This window comes from uncultured Desulfovibrio sp. (assembly GCF_949282365.1).
In the GTDB taxonomy this organism is placed as follows: Bacteria; Desulfobacterota; Desulfovibrionia; order Desulfovibrionales; family Desulfovibrionaceae; genus Desulfovibrio.
This window is the reverse complement of sequence record NZ_CASDOY010000003.1, coordinates 162931-180004: the sequence shown is the minus strand read 5'-3', so window position 1 is coordinate 180004 and position 17074 is coordinate 162931. Positions and strand designations below refer to the sequence as shown.

Genomic DNA, 17074 nt, shown 5'->3' with positions numbered 1-17074 from the left:
GCTCAGTTTCGGGGAATATCCTACCGTATCTCTCAAGGATGCCAGAGAACGCCGCGAAGACGCGAAGCGTATGTTGTCCAGAGGCATCGACCCGTCAGAGCATAAACGGCAGTTACGGCAGGCCAGAGCCATCGCGGAACGCGACAGCTTCCAGAATATCGCCAAAGAATGGCATGAAACCCGTATGGCGGAGTTTTCCGAAAAGCATCAGGGAACTGTCATGTACCGGCTGAAAACCTACATCTTTCCGCGCATCGGCAAAACGCATATCGCCAAGCTGGAAACACGGGATATCATGGACGTGGTCAAGCCTCTGGAGCTTCGAGGAATCTATGAGACTTCCCGGAGAGTGCTGCAGATCATCAATCAGGTGTTCCGTTATGCGGTCATCACGGGCCGGGCAAAGCACAATATCGCAGCCGATCTTCGGGGAGCCTTGAGGCCGAGAAAAACGGTTCATCGCGCGGCGGTGCTGGAGCCGGAGAAAGTCGGACAGCTTCTACGGGACATCGACAACTACGAGGGGTATTTTCCTCTGGTCTGTGCCCTGAAACTGGCTCCGCTGGTCTTCACCCGTCCTACGGAGTTGCGGGCCGCTCAATGGAAAGAGTTTGACCTAGAGGCCGGGGAATGGCGCATCCCTGCGGAACGCATGAAAATGCGCCGCCAGCATCTTGTGCCCCTGTCCCGGCAGGCGATGTCCATTCTTTGGGAACTTCAGAAATACTCCGGGGAGGGGAAATACCTCTTCCCTTCTATCCGTACTGAAGCACGGCCCATTTCCGATGCAACCATGCTCAATGCGCTCCGGCGTATGGGCTATCAGAAACACGAGATGAGCGTGCATGGTTTCCGTTCCATCGCTTCCACATTGCTCAATGAACTCGGCTATAATCGGGACTGGATTGAGCGGCAGCTTGCTCACGGCGAGCAGGACGAAGTGCGGGCGGCATACAATTACGCGGAATATCTGCCTGAGCGCCGAAAGATGATGCAGGCATGGGCTGACTATCTGGACGGATTACGCAACACACAACAAAAAAGAAGTAGGGAGAAAGCATGAAAGAGGACTCCATGACCGGCCGTGATGTTTGCATCTCCCTCGGGAAAATAGCAGACGAGACGCAGGTGACGAGCAATGACACTGGCTGGAGCGAAGAAGAAAAGGAACGTATGAGACAATACGGCTATGACGACATGGACATGATCCGGGCGTGGTATAGCTGAAACAGGTTTTACAGGAAAACAGCGGCACGGAAGGTGCATGACTATCCCTGCCGCTGCTTTTTATTGTCCATTTTTGGGCGACAGGGTATCCTTTCCTCCATGACAGACCGACAGAACATAACCATAGGCAGAGTGCGGCAGGCGTATGGCCTGACAGTCAGAGAAGGTGAAATGCTTGTTCAGGCGCTCTGGCCTGACACCGTTCAGCCTCTGGAATTATGGCGCACAACGTATGAATCCTGCTGGCAGGCATTTATTGCTGGCAGTCACGCCGCATATGGAACGCAGATACCGGAATTTCCTTCAGCTCCAGAACCGGATACAGGCATTCAGACGTACCTGCTCGGCTTTGACGTGATGGAATTTTTCAGAAAGATATCAACGCTTGTTCCTGTTACCTCCCTACAATGTGGGTTGGATGTCATTCTTGAAGAATCCTTTGAAGATACGGTGTCTGTCTTTCCCGAGGAACGAGAATTTCTGTTCAGCAGTTTGAAAACACTGAGCACAGAAGACATCTTCGCGCCGATATTCTCCATTCCCGCCTCAAGTTATCACTTCATCGCGCATATCTTTACCGATACCATAATGGTGGATAGGGACATTGCTATCAGATATCTCCGTTATTATCCCTTACGCCAGGAAGTGAAAGGCATCACCCGCGCCCTTGTGGAATCCCTTTTACGGGCAGCTCCGCCGGAATCGTCCGTTTCCGACAAAGCGGCGGCAGTTCCCCTGTGTGAAAGGTCACCGCAGGATGAAAAACTTGTTTTCCGTATTCCCGGGGCATTCTGGGAAGGAAGGCCGGACGCCGCCGTCCGTGACGCCATGAAAGAAAAGTATCCTCTTTCGGTCATCGCTTATGTTCTCCTGTATTGGTGTGGTCCTCAAAAATCCGAGACCAGTCACAAAACTCCGCAGGGCAGAAAGACGCATGTGGGACGCTTGCTTGCGGGCAAAGAGTACAGGGACGACAAATCCTATCGCAATTTGATGGATATGCTCCTCAAGGAAGCGGAGACATACGCCATAATCAAGGCGTGACCAGCCTGCTGTTTTCCCGTCTTTTTTAGATTTTCCCGTTATTTTCCCGTCCGATTCCCTCACGGGAATAGTTTGACGTGTGCCAGATTCTCCTGAAGTCCAACCAGATTCAGGAGATTTTTTTATGAAACAGCATCAAGCACCCATTCCCGTCCACGGCCTTCTGCGTCTGCCTCAGGTTCTCAGCATGATTCCCATAAGCAAGAGCGCATGGTGGGAGGGATGTCGTACAGGGCGTTATCCCAAACCCGTGAAACTCGGCCCCAGAACCACGGTTTGGAGAGCAGAGGACATTGCCGCGTTCATCGAAAGTCTTGGCAGGCAGGGGGAAAAGCATGAGTAATCCCCTGCAAAATTTTCGGGACATCCTGACCGACAAGGGCTTGATTCCGTCTGACATCGAAGCGGACGGGAAACTGCATCGTTGTCCCACCCAGACCAAACCGCACAAACAAAACGGTGCATATATCGCGCATGTCGATGTCCCTGCGACACTTTGGTGGTGCAACTGGGAAAATGGTGAACAGGGCACGTTCTGCACAGAAGAAAAGCAAACGCTTTCCGTGTCTGAACTTTCCGCATGGCGGGAACGTCAACACTCCATACAGCGGCAACGCGAAGCGGAATATGCCGAACGCCATGCTGAAGCAGCTCAACTGGCCAGACAGGAATGGAACTCGGCACGAATGTGCGACGCCAACCATCCCTATCTGCACCGCAAGGGCATTCCGGCTTTGGAAGGCATACGGCAGGCACGGGATGGCTCTCTGCTTATTCCTGTTATGGATGCCGCAAACAATCTGCAAAGTCTGCAACGCATCTATCCTGATGGAACAAAGCGTTTTCTCGTGGGCGGCAAGGTATCTGGAGGACAATTCATCATTCAGGGGCAGCCGGAAAAGCCCGTTGCCGTTTGTGAGGGTTTTGCCACAGGCACAAGTATCCATCTTGCCACAGGCTGGACGGTTTATGTGGCCTTTTCCGCAAACAATCTCGCGAGAGTGGCCAAGACGGTGAAAGAACGATTGCCGGACAAGACAATCATCATTTGCGGCGATAATGACGAAGCCGGACTCAGGAAGGGGGAGGAGGCAGCCGGACTTGCAAACGCTCAACTTCTGTTTCCCCACTTCACCGACGATAACGGTACGGATTTTAATGACCTTCACCAGATAGAAGGCATTGAGGCCGTCCGCTCGCAACTGGAAACGGCGCTGATCAAACAGCAAGGTCTTATCGCTCTGGACATGGGCGAATTTCTTTCCATGTCCATACCTGAACGGGGGTATCTTTTATCGCCCGTTCTTCCGGTACAGGGCATAGGCATCCTGTACGCCCCGCGCGGCATAGGCAAGACATTCGCCGCGTTGAGCATCGCCGTTGCGGTGGCTTCCGGCGGAGCCGTGTTCAACTGGCGCGCGCCCATGCCCAAACGGACGCTGTATGTGGACGGAGAAATGCCCGCCACAGCCATGCAGCATCGCCTTGCCGCACTTGTCAGCGGCATGTCCGTCCCGCCGCATACGCTGAAAAATATGGCGCTTATCACACCGGACTTGCAGCCCTGTCCCATGCCGGATCTCTCCACCGCGCAGGGGCAGATCATGCTGGAACCATTCCTGAAAGGCGTGGATATGGTCGTGCTGGATAATATTGCCACCTTGTGCCGTACCGGCAAGGAAAACGAAGCCCAGTCATGGCAGACCATGCAGGCATGGCTGCTGGAACTGCGTCGCCGGGGCATGGCTGTCCTGCTTATCCATCATGCCGGAAAATCCGGCGATCAGCGCGGCACCAGCGCCAGAGAAGATATCATGGATACGGTCATCAGTCTGCGCAGGCCCAGAGAGTACAGCATGGCCGAAGGCGCACGCTTTGAAGTCCATCTGACCAAGGCACGGGGGATTGTGGGCGATGACGCCCGCCCCTTTGAGGCCAATTTGATCACCGAAGGCAACGCGCTGCACTGGCGCATCAGAGAGCTTGAGGACGTGGAACTGGCCGAGCTGAAACGCCTGCTGGCTGAGGGCTACAGCATCCGCGACTGCGCCGAGGAAATGGGAAAGTCCAAGGCTGCTGTCCAGCGTCTGAAAAAGAAGCTGGAAGGGAAAAATTGACCTGTCTGCGTGCAGGTGTACCGCTGTACCAGTCTCTAAGGGGCGGTACAGCGGTACACCTCCCGAACAAGCGTCCAGATATGTCCAGTATTGTCCGCCGATGTCTTCTCCGGCTGTACCGCGACAACGGCAAAAGTGTACCGCTTTGCAGCCGCCTGAAACCTGTGCGGATCAGAGATACAAGGAAGTCCGACCATGTCTTCTCTCGTCCTGCATATGGACAAGTTCAAAAAAGAGGCCGTCAGAGGCATTCAGAGTCACAATCGCCGGGAACGCGAGAGTCATTCCAACCCGGATATCGACTATCAGCGCAGCTGCGACAATTACGAACTGCACGACAAGGCCGCGACAAATTACGCGCAGGCCATTCAGCGGCGCATTGACGATTTGCAGCTGAGCAAGGCTGTCAGAAAGGATGCCGTGCATATGTGCGGGCTTATCGTCACCTCTGACAGCGCTTTTTTCAAAAATCTTTCTCCAGAAGAAACCAGACGCTTCTTTGAGGAAAGCAAGGCCTTTCTCATGGATTTTGTGGGAGCGGAAAATGTCATTTCCGCGATGGTGCACATGGATGAAAAAACGCCGCACATGCACTTTCTTCATGTGCCCGTGACACGGGAAGGACGCCTGAATGCCAACAAGATTTATACGCGGCAAAGTCTGAAAAAATTGCAAAGCGATCTGCCTCTCCATCTGCAACGCTGCGGCTTTACCATTCAGCGCGGCGTGGAACAGAAGCCCGGCGCAGCCAGAAAGCATCTGGATACCCGCGAATACAAACAGCAGCAGGAAGAAAACAATCGCCTTGCCCGGGAAGGACTGCTGCTTGTCCGGGATGCGCTCCGCACCATCGGCAGACTGGGACAGCGGGAGGCGGAATTGAAACAACGCGTTGCCGACTATGAGCGACAGGCCGAGGAGGCGGAAAGTCTGCTGCGGGAGGAAGAACCACTCCCGGAGGCGTCCCTTTTCAATTACAGACGCGTGCTGAAAATGTCGGTACAGACGATCAGCCGACTGCGCAAAGCCTTGTCCGCAAAGCATCTCATCGCACGCCAGAAGAATGAGCTGCAACGCGAAACGGCTGTTCTGAAAAAACAGCTGACACAGCTTGAAGCTCTCTGCAAGGCCCGCGATCAGGAAAAGGCGGATATGGAAAGCCGACAGACACGCATGGGCCAGGAGCTGGAAACCTACCGGGAATTTGTCCGGGAGCCGGAAATCCGGCAACGCCTGACGGCCTTCCTTCGGGAACAGCAGACAGCGGAACAGCAGCGGCAGGAGGAGGAAAGGCAATGCGCAGCGATTGCCGAGCAGGACAGACAGGGCAGCTTACGAATGCAGTAAGGTGTCTGCCGGGAAATCTTCGCACAGGCCGAAGATATAGCCCACTATGCTTCACTTCGTGAAGCGTGGGCGACCGTCCCGCTCGACCGGAAAGGCAAAAGACACAGGAGGACATCAGCATGAGCATTACCCCGGATCAGATCAAAACCATCAGGACGGAATTTTCCCGCCTCAAGTCTGCTAGTGTCAGGTTTGATGAAAGCAGGCTCCCATTCTGATTGCTCATGTCTCGTACACGTCAACCATGTTACTCCACCAGAGATTTTATGAGAGCATCTCTGGCATCGGAATAAAACTGAACAGCAATTTTTGTCGCCATATCATCAGACAGATCCAACAGTTGCCGACGGCAGGAAACCGGCATTAAAAGAGCTGAGGCTCCTTTTTCTACCGCCATTTCTGCAATGGTGACTGGATTGTGAACAGGTTCGATAGAGCCTCCTAAATTAATCTCACCTACAATGATAAGTTTACCGCGTACGCTCTTTTTCAAAAGGGCTGTACAGAGCGCAATAAGAGACGCCATGCCGAGGCCTGCACCGGACTTTGATGCGTCAAAGGAGCGGAGCTGGACGGAAAATTCATGGTGACGCGGTTCCTTATCCCCGACCAGTTGCATTGCACGGGCATAAAGGTTTTGCTCAGCATAGCCCATGCTTTCTTTGAAAGCGGGAGGGACAGGTTTATTAAGGATTTTAACGCCGGAGCCTGGTCCTTCGTTGATTTCGATACGGTAAAGGCCCGGATAATCTTCACCACAGCCCGGAGAAATAGTCCATACCTGACCTGGCTCAAGGGGATCATTCCCAATGCTGCTTTCGCTTTGCAGCTCTGGTGTCGAGACAAATTTTTCCACGCCATCAGTACCCATTACATAGCTGAAATGGGTGTTGCGAAACTCCACAGCCCCGATACGTTTCTGCTGCTCCTTGACGCGACGTCTTGCTTCCATGGCAATATGTACGGCCCACTCAATATCTTCATCGGGGATTTCGCCATCTCCGGGATACAGGAGCTTAAGTAATCCGCTTACGGTTTTGTTGACGGCATTGGTATCACGTCCGGACAGAGCTCCGCCGAAGAAAACACGGTTTTGCAGTATGGCCACTCTGCTTTGCTGACGCAGCTGACTCCAGCATTCGGACAAGAAATCACTCACCAGACCGAAATGGTTTGTTAGTAGCTCTTTACTGATTTTGGGGACATCCCAACCAGGTAAAAAGGCATGGATTCTATCCATGAACGCTGTGTCGTCTTTCATTTCAGGGGGCATGGGGCCAAACAGGTGCCCCAGGCGCTGCTGATGTTCAACATCCACATCAAAGTTGCCAACCATGACGATACTGCCATCGGCCCGAATGCTCTCCTTGCCTCGGCTGAACTCTCCCGATTCCATATAGCCTTTCATGATGTTCACGCCGTCTTTCTGGTCAAAAGAGATGCCGGATACCTCGTCAAAGCAGATCACATCATATTGGCAGACCAGCCCTCGCTGGCCATTTGCGTTATTGACAAACATTCGGGCGACCGTGGCCTTACCTCCAGAGATCAGGTGCGCATACGGAGAAACCTGTTGGAAGAGGTGGCTCTTGCCTGTGCCTCTGGGACCAAGCTCCACAAGGTTGTAGTTGCGCTCGACAAAGGGAACCATGCGCAGCATCAAGGCATCGCGTTGCCGCAGGGATAATCTGTCCGGCTCCATCCCTATAGAACGAAGCAGTAGGTCTTTCCATTCGTCGGTTGAGAAGGATTTGCGGGCCTCGGCCAGGATATCAAGCACATCACGCCTGGAGAGCTGGATTTCCCGGAGAGTGGCAATACCAAAAGGCCTTCCCTTGCTTTCCTGAGCGATAGCGGCATCATAATTCAGACTGATTTCTGCGTAAAAGCCTCCTGTCAGCATACGTTCATGTTTTTTCACTAATTCCGGTCTGATACGGACATCTGTCAGACGCAGGCCGGGCAACGTTGCAAGGTAGGAGTCGGTCCTGGCATCCAAGCGAGCAGTGATGAGATCGATGATTTTGACTTCGCCTTGCTCTCTGGCCCGAGCCTTGAAAAGTTCCTCTTCTCCGGCTTTGATCGTGCGTGAAGAAAGCTGACGCTGAACAATTTCGATACCTTCATCTATCTCATCATGCTCGGTACTGGCGCAGTAGCGGCCAAGCAGGAACTCGACCACATAGGTCGGCACAGGGAACTGACGACTGAATGTGCGGACGAGATCCTTTCGAACCAGATACCCCTCAAGCACGGCGGCTGCTTTTTTGTCGATCTGATCCATGTCAATCATCGGTCACCTCCACCAATCACAGTGGGATATTGCGCAAGCAGCATGCCCTGGGAATCAATCAAGACCACGGTTGCCTCCTGCCCTTCCAGCTCCTCATCCTCGACGACAACAGAGGCAGTGCCATTTTCCTTAAGAAGCTTGCTGCTGACGACTACACTGGACAGGGCATTACCGGCCTGGCTGCGAATATCAAGCGACAGACCTGCATGGTTGCCATCTACGGCAACGGTGCAGCGCAGCCCTTTCCATGCGACGTCGGTCAACTCGATAGCTGCGGCAGCGTGAACGGCTTCACTCGGCGTTACCGTCAAATGCAGGGTCAGACACTCTTGCAGACTTAGTCCGCCGTGGGTGTACTCCTCCCCCTTTCTAAAGCAGCTTACCCCGTCAGCAAGGGCAAAATACTGGCTGGAATTCCAGTACCATGGAAATAGTCGCTCTTCGGATATGGCCCCTGTTTTCAAGGCGGCACACCGGCCCCATCTGTTATCTGTCAGAGCTCCAGGGAGATCAGTTTTTGGCAGGCCGCCGGGAACCAGCAACCAGCCATGATCCGTCACAACGCGAACACGCTTCCAGCCTGCTGTCACAAGCTCCCGAATTCGCGCTGCAATCTCGGCAATCAGGGCATCAAGATGTTTTGCAAGTTTCCAGCCTCGATTGTGACCTTCGTGATCGATATCGCCACATTCGCACCAGGCTTTCCCCTGCCCATCGCCAACAGCAGAACGATCCAGAATGGACCACCCCGCGTCGTCCAGTAACTTCTTCAAGGGGTGGCCGCCCTTCAATGATTGTGCGGTATCTGCCACTGACGGTTCAAAATCCAGACTGCCTTCTCTTCCGCATATCCTGTCCCGTACCGGGGTGACTGCCGCCTTACCCGTTGCCGTTACACTGGGCAGGGCAGCCCAGAAGGGTTCCTCGGAGACTGTCAGCCCGACAGCCTCCAAGGCTCTGCGCAACCGTTTCCCGGCATCAAAACGAAGCCCGTCAACAAAGAAAACGCAGTCTCCCGAAGTGAAAGCTACGGCCTTTGCCGTCTCGCAGGTGCCGCCAGGATACGAGGCATTATCCACCAGTTGTTGAAGATATCGGGCCGATTCTTCCGCCCACGGCAGATACATGGCTCGAATCGCTGTCGTAACGGCATCAATATCAGCCGAATTTTCAACTTGCGCCAAGGACCGGAGCACGCTGTCATCCGCCTGCCATCCGTAGCTGCAATAGCCTGCTGTGAGGTCATCCACTGTTCCTGCGGCCAGGTTTTTCTGCGTTGTATCCGCAAGACAGGCCAGGTACTCCACGGCATACGCCAGAGGGGCGCTCCCCAGTTCGGCCCAGACCAGGGTTCGTCTGTTTTCGTGCTGTTTTTCCAGTTCCTTGATCCTGACTCTTGCCTCGTGTGCGGGCATGCAGGCAAGGGCCATCAAATCCTGACGAAGGCTCTTTTCCTGCTCGTCATTCCACTGAGGCCATCCTTCGAAAGAGCCGCCTTCCATATGCCAGAACATCGTATCGCTGGGGGGACGGCATTTTTCAATTTGTGCCGGAATATTGGGATATCGCCGGGGAGCCTCCCTATAACGCTCCCACACAGCACGCCACGGCCCTTCATGGTTGGCAAGGCGAATACTTCCGGCCAGAATCCCTTCATCCTGAGGATTGAAGGCCAGTTGAGACAGGCAAATCTCAACAAAGGCTTTCCACTCGTTCTCACTCCGCCTGTTTCGAAAACAATCCCCCTGATCGAGCCATTGCAGGAGATCGCGAATCGGGTCGCCCCCTGTCAACAGGGTATTGAAGTAATCTCTGTCCAGACGTTTGCCCTTGAGCAGAGAAGCCTCTTCATCAAGAAGTCGGTACAGCGCCAGCTGCATGGCGTGTCTGGTATCGTTATCCTGAGCGACATCCAGACCAAGACCGCCCTGATCAGATTTCAGATACGATCGAATTGTCCAGTCTTTTGCATTGACTTGTGACCAAAAGACACCCCGATATTGCAATTCAGCAAGCGGTTTCAAAAGCTCCGGGCAACTTTCAACAGCACGCAGTTCCTGACGGCTGACGCCCGGCAGGTAGAGAATCGGCGTCCGCTCTGCGGGCAGCGCAACATCTTCTATCTTGCCGGCAATGACGCACCGTAACCAGATGGCAGGCCCCGTATGCTTCTCTGGAACATAGTCGCCAAGGATCAGGAGTTCAGGCAGCGCCCCCTGCAAAGCAGGCATGACAGCTTCCCATTGACGATCGCGATCCGGCCACAAAATACAGGCGGGAGCAACCTGTACTTCCGGGTTAAAAACAGCGGCGCCACGAACCGCTTGCAGAAGATGATCAAGCACTCTCATACGCAAAACTTTATATTTTACTAACGTGCTGTAGGGTAATCAGATTTTATTATTGATGGAATCAACATGCCGAACCCGCTTTCTCATTGTATTGACTCCTGCATTTCTTGCTGCCATGCAAGCACAATTGCTTTATTTCCTTCGGAAGCTTCTTTAATAAGCACTTCCAGAGCTTCTGTTTCTGCTCTATGAGTTCCAATATACCCGGAACGAATTAACCCAATCATACTGTCTTCGCGAAGGTACATTCCATCCAAAGCATTGTAACTTATCCGAATACCGCCTTTCGGCCCTTTGGATTCAGGAGCGACAAGAAGCTGTTTGAGGTGCTCTAAAGAGACAATAAACGCATTATGTGTATTAGATTCAATTTTACGCTTTACAAATTTGAAGTAAAAAGGATTACTATCCAGCCTATAGTCGTGCGCTACGTCACGAAAGTCAGGGAGTTTCATACGGGCTACTTCATCGTACAGCTGCTGGTCTGGGCGAAACAGCCAATCCCGCCTTTCGCCATCCGGCTCGCATTCTTCAAGCATCTTGTATTGCAGCATAACAATGTTTCCTCTGGTTTCGTTGATGTAGATGAGATCAACACCCAGCATCTGCTCCAAAGGTAACTTGTTGGCCGTATAGATTACCAGTCGCTCGTTGCCTTTTTGAAATTCGGCTCTCCCTGTCACATCAGAGGAAATCAGATTAAAGCCGGGAAGCCGCGATGCGTCTGCATGCACCACATTATCCTCATAAAGGTAGGCTCCTCTAAAACTAAGGCCGGATGTTGCGCCACGTCTCAAGGCAACGCGAGTCGGTACGGCATTACCCCGAAGCCCAAAAGCATCCATTGCCGCTTGAATTGCATTTTCTTGACCCCAGTGAATATCTGTTACCTGCCGCAATCCAGGTAAAAGAGAAAACGCCGTTTCCAGTGCAGGTTGATTATCTGGATTTTCCGCTAGTATTTCAATGAGATGTGCGCTCAGCTGAGGAGAGAGGCGAGTAATGCTTCCCTCTTCTGGCAGGCGTTCTTCCAGCAGGCGTAGCATCCGGGCATCAGAAATCAGCGCTTTCATGTCCTGAAGAGAAGTAGGGAACACGATGCGCAGTTTCTCAATGGAAAGACGAGATTCAAATGTACTTACAGCTGTCTTTCGGGTGGCAGTGGCAAGATAACAACACGTCGTTGCATCGTCCTCGTACACTTCCAACAAACAAAGTGTGGGCAGGTTGATTGACTGAAAGACAGAATGACGCTTTGTAAGCGTAAGTCGTTCAAATCCCTGATACGAATTATGCAGTGACTGAGAATAGTCTTCATCAAAACGTATCAGGAGCAAGGGCTTTTTTTTAACCCAGCGTACAAGCTCATCAACCACGCTCATTCGGCATCCTCCCGAGCGGCTTGTTTTTCAGCTAGAGTCAAATGATGGTCGTTGATGCGGTCACCGTTAAAGAGCTGATACCAGGGGGACGCTTCCACGTCCTTGCCCCGATCTTTGTTCCAGCTGATATTGGGTTTGGCGCGCAGAATTCCGGCCCCCTTTGTGCCGACATCAGGTACGCTGAGGAAGGGGCGAATATTGAGGCGCACGCCGTCGTCAAGGTCCGGTTCCCAGCCAAGAGGCTGTTGATCCAGCGGCTTCCAGCGCACAAAAATATCATAAGGAGCTTCGCCTGCGAGAATAAGCTCCAGCCTTTTCTTGAGGACCTCGGCGGCGTCCAGGCGTTCCTGCGCGCCGTCAATACCAGAGTCAAGGTCCTGCTTCTGGCGCAAAATCCAGTCGCCAAGATAGGTGTAAATGAGCGTTTCCAGATTTTTGTGATCCAGTTTGTGATAATTGACCAGCGCGGCGAAACCGTCCCGCAGGCCATCCCAGATGTGCCAGATGAACGGGCGGTTCTGGAACAGTTTGCAATGCTGGGCAAAGAACTTTTCCCGCAGCCAGGTTTCCAGCGTCTTGCCCGCATGACCGGCGTCTGCGAGTAGCGCCGCCAGAATATCGTTGGACCAGGCGTCGCCATAGGCGGCGGCCAGCAGATTCAGCAGACGATCGCTTGCAGCGGCCTCCCCCCGGACAGGAGGCAGACAGACAATGCCGTCCGCATCGGCAAATGACAGCAGCGCATCGCACCGTTTCACCCAGTTCCGCTGCTCGTCGGCAAGCTCCATGCCGGAATCCAGTTCCGCAGGCCAGCGATAGCCCAGCAGCCGCGCCACCGCCACCTGCAAGACGCCGGCATCCTTGCGTATCGGGCCGTCAACCGTCCTCTTTGTGCTTTCATCCCAGATCACGGAACCGCAGGGGTGGCCGTGAAAAATCCATTGGGTAGGATCATCGCTGTACGGCCTGGGCAGCCCGTGGGGATAGTTTTCATCCGCCACCTTTTGCCAGCGTTCCAGATCAAAGGGGACTTTGACCAGAGTGGCATTGGTGACTTTCAAGCTTTGATCGATTTGCCGTACAGCTTCATTGTATTCTGGCGAAGAGCAGAAGCACCAGATAGCGGGTAGGTGCGCGGGGTTATGGCTTGTAATAACAGATGTATTATTATCAAAAGCCATCCCTGTATAGAGAGTTACAGGAAGTTTTTGCATTGCGCTAATAACAACACCTTTTTTATCCCATGCATTTGTTTCAAGATTTGTTGCTCCTTTTAATTCTTTTATTGCTCCAGAACAATTACACCATCTAAGTATTGTTTCTTTCCCACCGAAATGGATATTCTTTGCCACAGTTCCACAGTATTGAATCCAAATTTTTTTTAATCCTATCACCTCCCAGAAAAAAAAGCACATCCTTGGCCTATCCCCACATACAAGACCATGATGACTATGTGATAGGTTTTTTAATAAATTGATTGATAATTTTTCTTCCAATCCCACCCGCGCGTCTGGATTTTCCAATTGCTTTGTCTGCTCGATGCTTTGGAGAGATGCAACGCGCAAGGCGTCTGCCTTGGCCTGTGCTGTCGCGGCAGAGGCAACGTCCAGCCCGTGTAAAATATGCGCGGATTTGCTATTTCCCAATAAACCGCCGGAGGGACGGACCTCTCCACGAGAAATAGCCAATAAAATCGCTTTAACTACTTCTCCCGATATCGTTTCAAACGCGCCAGCCCCCAAGCGTGCCAGCAGATGCCAGGTATCCCGTTTGAGCAGCTTTTCCCGAAATTTCTTGTAGGTTGTCAGAAACAGCCAGTTCTGCGGCAGGACAATGGCGGCCGTGCCCCCCTTGGCGCACAGTTTCAGGCTGCGTTCCAGAAACACCGTGGCAAGGTCGTTTTTTGCTTCCGGGTAGTGGGTTTCGCAGAAGGCACGCAAGGTCTCCACCTGTTTGCTCCGTGCCAGATACGGCACATTGGTCATAACCAGAGTATACCTTTCTGCCAGCAGGGCGACAGCTCTGGCCAGCCCCTGGGCGATGACGGCTATCTCCAGTTGGGTGTCGTGCTGTTCCCCCTTTTCGGCAGCTAGGGCCTGCCGCAGGAGCGGCGTCATATCTCTGTGGGCAATATTGGCCGCCATACCTTCCGCAGGAGCCAGCAGACTCCCCAGCACCGGGGCGTTTTGAAATTCGTCGTACAACAGATCAAGAGCGTTGCGCAGCGCCGTATGCGGCTGGGCCAGCGCTGTCCACTGGGCCTTGTCCGCTGTCACCGGCAGGCCGGAGCAGGCCACATTGAGCTCCGGCAGCGGCGTATGGCCCAGAGGCCCGGCCGCAAAGGGGCCCTGCCCGAAGCCCACACCGCCGGAATTGGCAAATCCAAAGGTCGCTGTGGGATTGTCGGGCATGCGATATGTCCAAGCGGCAAAGGCCAGCGCAAAGGCCGCCAGCTTGATGCAGCGTTGATCCAGCTCCAGGCCGTGCAGGTTTTCCCGCAATACGGCATGAACTGCCTCCTTGGCTGACAGTCCATCGAGTACCATACGCATGGGCGCCAGCATATGCAGCGCGGCCACCAGAAAGTGACCGGATCCGCAACACGGATCCAGCAGTTTGAACCGGGACAACGTTTCGGGCCAGTCCTCAAATGTTCCCGCCGCCGGCGTCCATGCGCCGTCCTCCAGCCGGACAAAGCGCAGATAGGTCAGAGGCACGCCGGGAATGGCGGCCTTTTGCCGCAAGTCTTCCTCGCTTGCGGCATTACAGAGGTCATGCTCGGTGAGCCGTTTTGTCGCCCACCAGGCTCCCAGAGTATTGTCCAGAAGGAAGCTGACCATATACGGCTCGGTAAAGAGCTGGGTAACGGCGGGCAGTTCTCGCGCACCGATCTTACCCCCCGATTTGTTGATGCGTTCCTTGTTGTCCGCCTGCCAATATTGATATACCCAGCCCAGACTGTCCGATGTGTGAAACACCTCTTGCGGCAGACCGCTTACCAGATGCTCCAGCTTTTGCTGATGTTCAGGCGGCAGCACCAGTTGGAACACCGGCGAATCCGGGCGAAAAATCTGCGGCAGCATACGGGCGGCAAAGCGGGCGGCCAGCTCCCAACCGTTGGCCGCGCCCTCATCTGCGGCCAGCTCGTCACATTCTTCCAGTGTTATTGACACGGGCTCATCTGGATCGGGATACATAAGGAGGTTGTTTTCGGCCAGGAAGCGGGCAAAAAGCATCCTGTGCCAGTGCTCATAGGCCACTTCTTCGATCAACAGATCCAGCGCTTGCACCTTGTCGCTATGGAGTGGGTCTCCGAGCTGCCGTCCATGTGCCCGTAATTTACGACGCAAGACCCGTTCACCTTCGCTCAGATACTCGAAAGGCGCGGCTTCACCTACGCCCAGCTGCTCCAGAGCGGCGCGGGCAGCGGTCTCCGCTATACTGCGAGCCTTTTTGATGTCGCGTTCCAGCTGAGAACGAAGCGTTTTATCAAGTGTGGGCATTAGGACGGTCTCCTGTCATGCGAAGCAAGATGATGGTCAAGGGACCAGATATAGACGCGATGCCCTGGGTGCTGCGCACACATCCGTTCCCAGTCATGAACAATGGACAAATCCCCAAGCCCCTGTCCCCGCATCGCAACATCGGGGAATGCTGCAAGCCATTCCCGCATAGCGTCCTGCGTCGGGAAAGCTATGGGCGTAAAGGGCGACTTTCCATCCAGAGCAAGTTGAACCTGTTCCACAAAAACAGCAGCAACCTTTCTGCGCTGTTTTCCATCACCATTCTGGGCAATGTGGTTGCCGGTTTCCAGAATGGTTGCCATAGGAAGAAACAGGGATTCTCCGTCCTGAATCTTTTGCTCCAGCTCATCATAAATGGCTGTATGCTGTACATTCATATGGGGCACGTTCAAAATTTCGACAAACACCGAGGTGTCAAGCAAACAGATGCTCATGCCTCCGTCTCCCTGCTCAGTCGCTCCAGCCAGGAAAGTGCCGCCTGTTTGCGATCTTCCTCTGACGTTGTATCCTTCAGAAATTTTTCCAGCCTGTTGCTGGTCATCAGCTGCCCCAGAGAGCCCTGCGCCATCAACTCAGGAAAACGCTTCATGTCCGCCATGCGTACAATGCGGCTGTCCCCATCTTCTGGATTTCTATAGCAGCACAGCACGTCCCCCAGGGCCGTATCGGGGACAGCATCCAGCAAAGCTGGATTATGGGAGGAGATGAGCACACGCAAGCCACGGCGGGAAGCGATATTCTGAATCTGTTTTACCAGAAAATCGGCACGGCTCGGATGGATGCCGTTGTCCACTTCTTCAATAACGACCAGCGCCTTCTCCGGCGCACTGAGCAGCACAGCCCCCACAGAGAGGACTCGCAACGTTCCATCAGACAGCAAAGGCGCGTCTATTTTTTGCGCCTTACTGCCAAAAGATTCGTGCAAACGCACCATAACGTCGTTGCGTTCTGTTGTAATAAAGGAAATATCGGTAATGTCCTGCTCTGGCAAAGAACGGATAAAATCCAGTAAGGTTTGCTTCATCTGCGGCTGCTGACAGAGCTTTGCGAGAACGCTGGAAAGATTTGAGCCGTCTTCCTTCAGTTCGTTGTCCCCAGCAAAAGAATAGCCCCGCATGGTTGCCGGATTGGGATCGAGAAAAACAATATTGCGCAACTGTTCCCGAAAGCACTGGACTACTGCGGGAATCTCTTTTTGCGCACGCGTGTCCTTCTGGAAAAATCTTCCCGGAGTTTCCAGCTGGTAAAATATGGCCTGCTGATTGGTGCATGAAACATGAGGCTTATATTTACCGCGCTTAAAGTTATTGTACATGACGCTGAGCACATTGGTATGCTCTGATTGCAAACCCTCCACACGATAGAGGGGCAGGACTTCCGAAGAAGCGTTGATGGCTTCACCCGTCAGCACAAGCTGGGCATTCGACATCCCGATTTCCAGCTGCAGCTCATTCCAGCTGAGTTCAGGCTCGTCAAGACGGCAACCGATAGTCAACCCCGCAGTCGCATCCTTGAAAAGATCAGCCGCACGGCCACGGATATGGGCATCACCGTTCTGAATAGTGCGCTCGATATCATCCAGACGCATGCCCCTTGCCAGCCAGCTCAAAAGCCGAAAGGCCTCCAGAGCATTACTCTTGCCCGAAGCATTGGGCCCTATGAGAAATGTCATGGAAGCCAGAGGGATAACGGCTTCAACATAACTCTTGAAATTTTTAATGACCAATGACGAGAGCATGAAACCTTCACCCCGGAAATTTTCGGTTTAAAGCATTTTCTCAATGGCAAG

The 17074-nt window shown here is 53.4% G+C and carries 12 protein-coding genes; 6 read left to right on the top strand and 6 right to left on the bottom strand.

From position 1 onward, the window contains the following. From Q1X76_RS02275 to mobV, 6 genes are all read left to right on the top strand, one after another. Positions 1-1063: tyrosine-type recombinase/integrase (locus tag Q1X76_RS02275; protein ID WP_300717813.1), on the top strand; the 1063-nt coding region annotated here is incomplete at its 5' end. Then, positions 1060-1227 carry a hypothetical protein gene (locus Q1X76_RS02270; RefSeq protein WP_300717811.1) on the top strand — a complete coding sequence of 56 codons (168 nt, stop codon included), beginning with the start codon at positions 1060-1062 and terminating at the stop codon, positions 1225-1227. The genes Q1X76_RS02275 and Q1X76_RS02270, both read left to right, overlap by 4 nt. Before the next feature lie 99 nt (positions 1228-1326). Further along, positions 1327-2271: a hypothetical protein gene (locus Q1X76_RS02265; RefSeq protein WP_300717809.1), complete on the top strand. Its 945-nt coding sequence runs from the start codon at positions 1327-1329 to the stop codon at positions 2269-2271. A 124-nt stretch (positions 2272-2395) separates the two neighbouring features. After that, entirely contained in the window at positions 2396-2614 is a 219-nt protein-coding gene (locus Q1X76_RS02260; RefSeq protein ID WP_300717807.1) for an AlpA family phage regulatory protein, read from the top strand. After that, positions 2607-4388 (top strand): AAA family ATPase, encoded by a 1782-nt coding sequence (locus tag Q1X76_RS02255; protein WP_300717806.1) that lies wholly within the window; start codon positions 2607-2609, stop codon positions 4386-4388. The genes Q1X76_RS02260 and Q1X76_RS02255 overlap by 8 nt, the downstream gene beginning before the upstream one ends. 195 nt (positions 4389-4583) lie before the next feature. Beyond that, positions 4584-5735, top strand: coding sequence for a MobV family relaxase (gene mobV, locus Q1X76_RS02250; RefSeq protein ID WP_300717804.1), 1152 nt, complete (start codon positions 4584-4586; stop codon positions 5733-5735). Positions 5736-5982: 247 nt separating this feature from the next. Here the strand turns inward: mobV and brxL are convergent, their stop codons facing one another. The 6 genes from brxL to Q1X76_RS02220 all read right to left on the bottom strand — a co-directional run bounded on the left by brxL (position 5983) and on the right by Q1X76_RS02220 (position 17023). Then, on the bottom strand, positions 5983-8019 hold the full coding sequence (gene brxL, locus Q1X76_RS02245) for a protease Lon-related BREX system protein BrxL (protein ID WP_300717802.1): 2037 nt from the start codon (positions 8017-8019) through the stop codon (positions 5983-5985). A gap of 5 nt (positions 8020-8024) precedes the next feature. Beyond that, entirely contained in the window at positions 8025-10379 is a 2355-nt protein-coding gene (pglZ, locus tag Q1X76_RS02240; RefSeq protein ID WP_300717801.1) for a BREX-1 system phosphatase PglZ type B, read from the bottom strand. An 83-nt stretch (positions 10380-10462) separates the two neighbouring features. Further along, complete coding sequence (locus Q1X76_RS02235; RefSeq protein WP_300717799.1) at positions 10463-11761, bottom strand: hypothetical protein; 1299 nt, start codon at positions 11759-11761, stop codon at positions 10463-10465. Then, positions 11758-15264 (bottom strand): N-6 DNA methylase, encoded by a 3507-nt coding sequence (locus Q1X76_RS02230; RefSeq protein ID WP_300717798.1) that lies wholly within the window; start codon positions 15262-15264, stop codon positions 11758-11760. Before Q1X76_RS02230 ends, Q1X76_RS02235 begins: the two co-directional genes overlap by 4 nt. After that, positions 15264-15719, bottom strand: a complete 456-nt coding sequence (locus Q1X76_RS02225; RefSeq protein ID WP_300717796.1) for a PIN domain-containing protein — start codon at positions 15717-15719, stop codon at positions 15264-15266. The genes Q1X76_RS02230 and Q1X76_RS02225 overlap by 1 nt, the downstream gene beginning before the upstream one ends. After that, positions 15716-17023, bottom strand: a complete 1308-nt coding sequence (locus Q1X76_RS02220) for an ATP-binding protein (RefSeq protein WP_300717794.1) — start codon at positions 17021-17023, stop codon at positions 15716-15718. Before Q1X76_RS02220 ends, Q1X76_RS02225 begins: the two co-directional genes overlap by 4 nt. Positions 17024-17074: the final 51 nt, after the last annotated feature.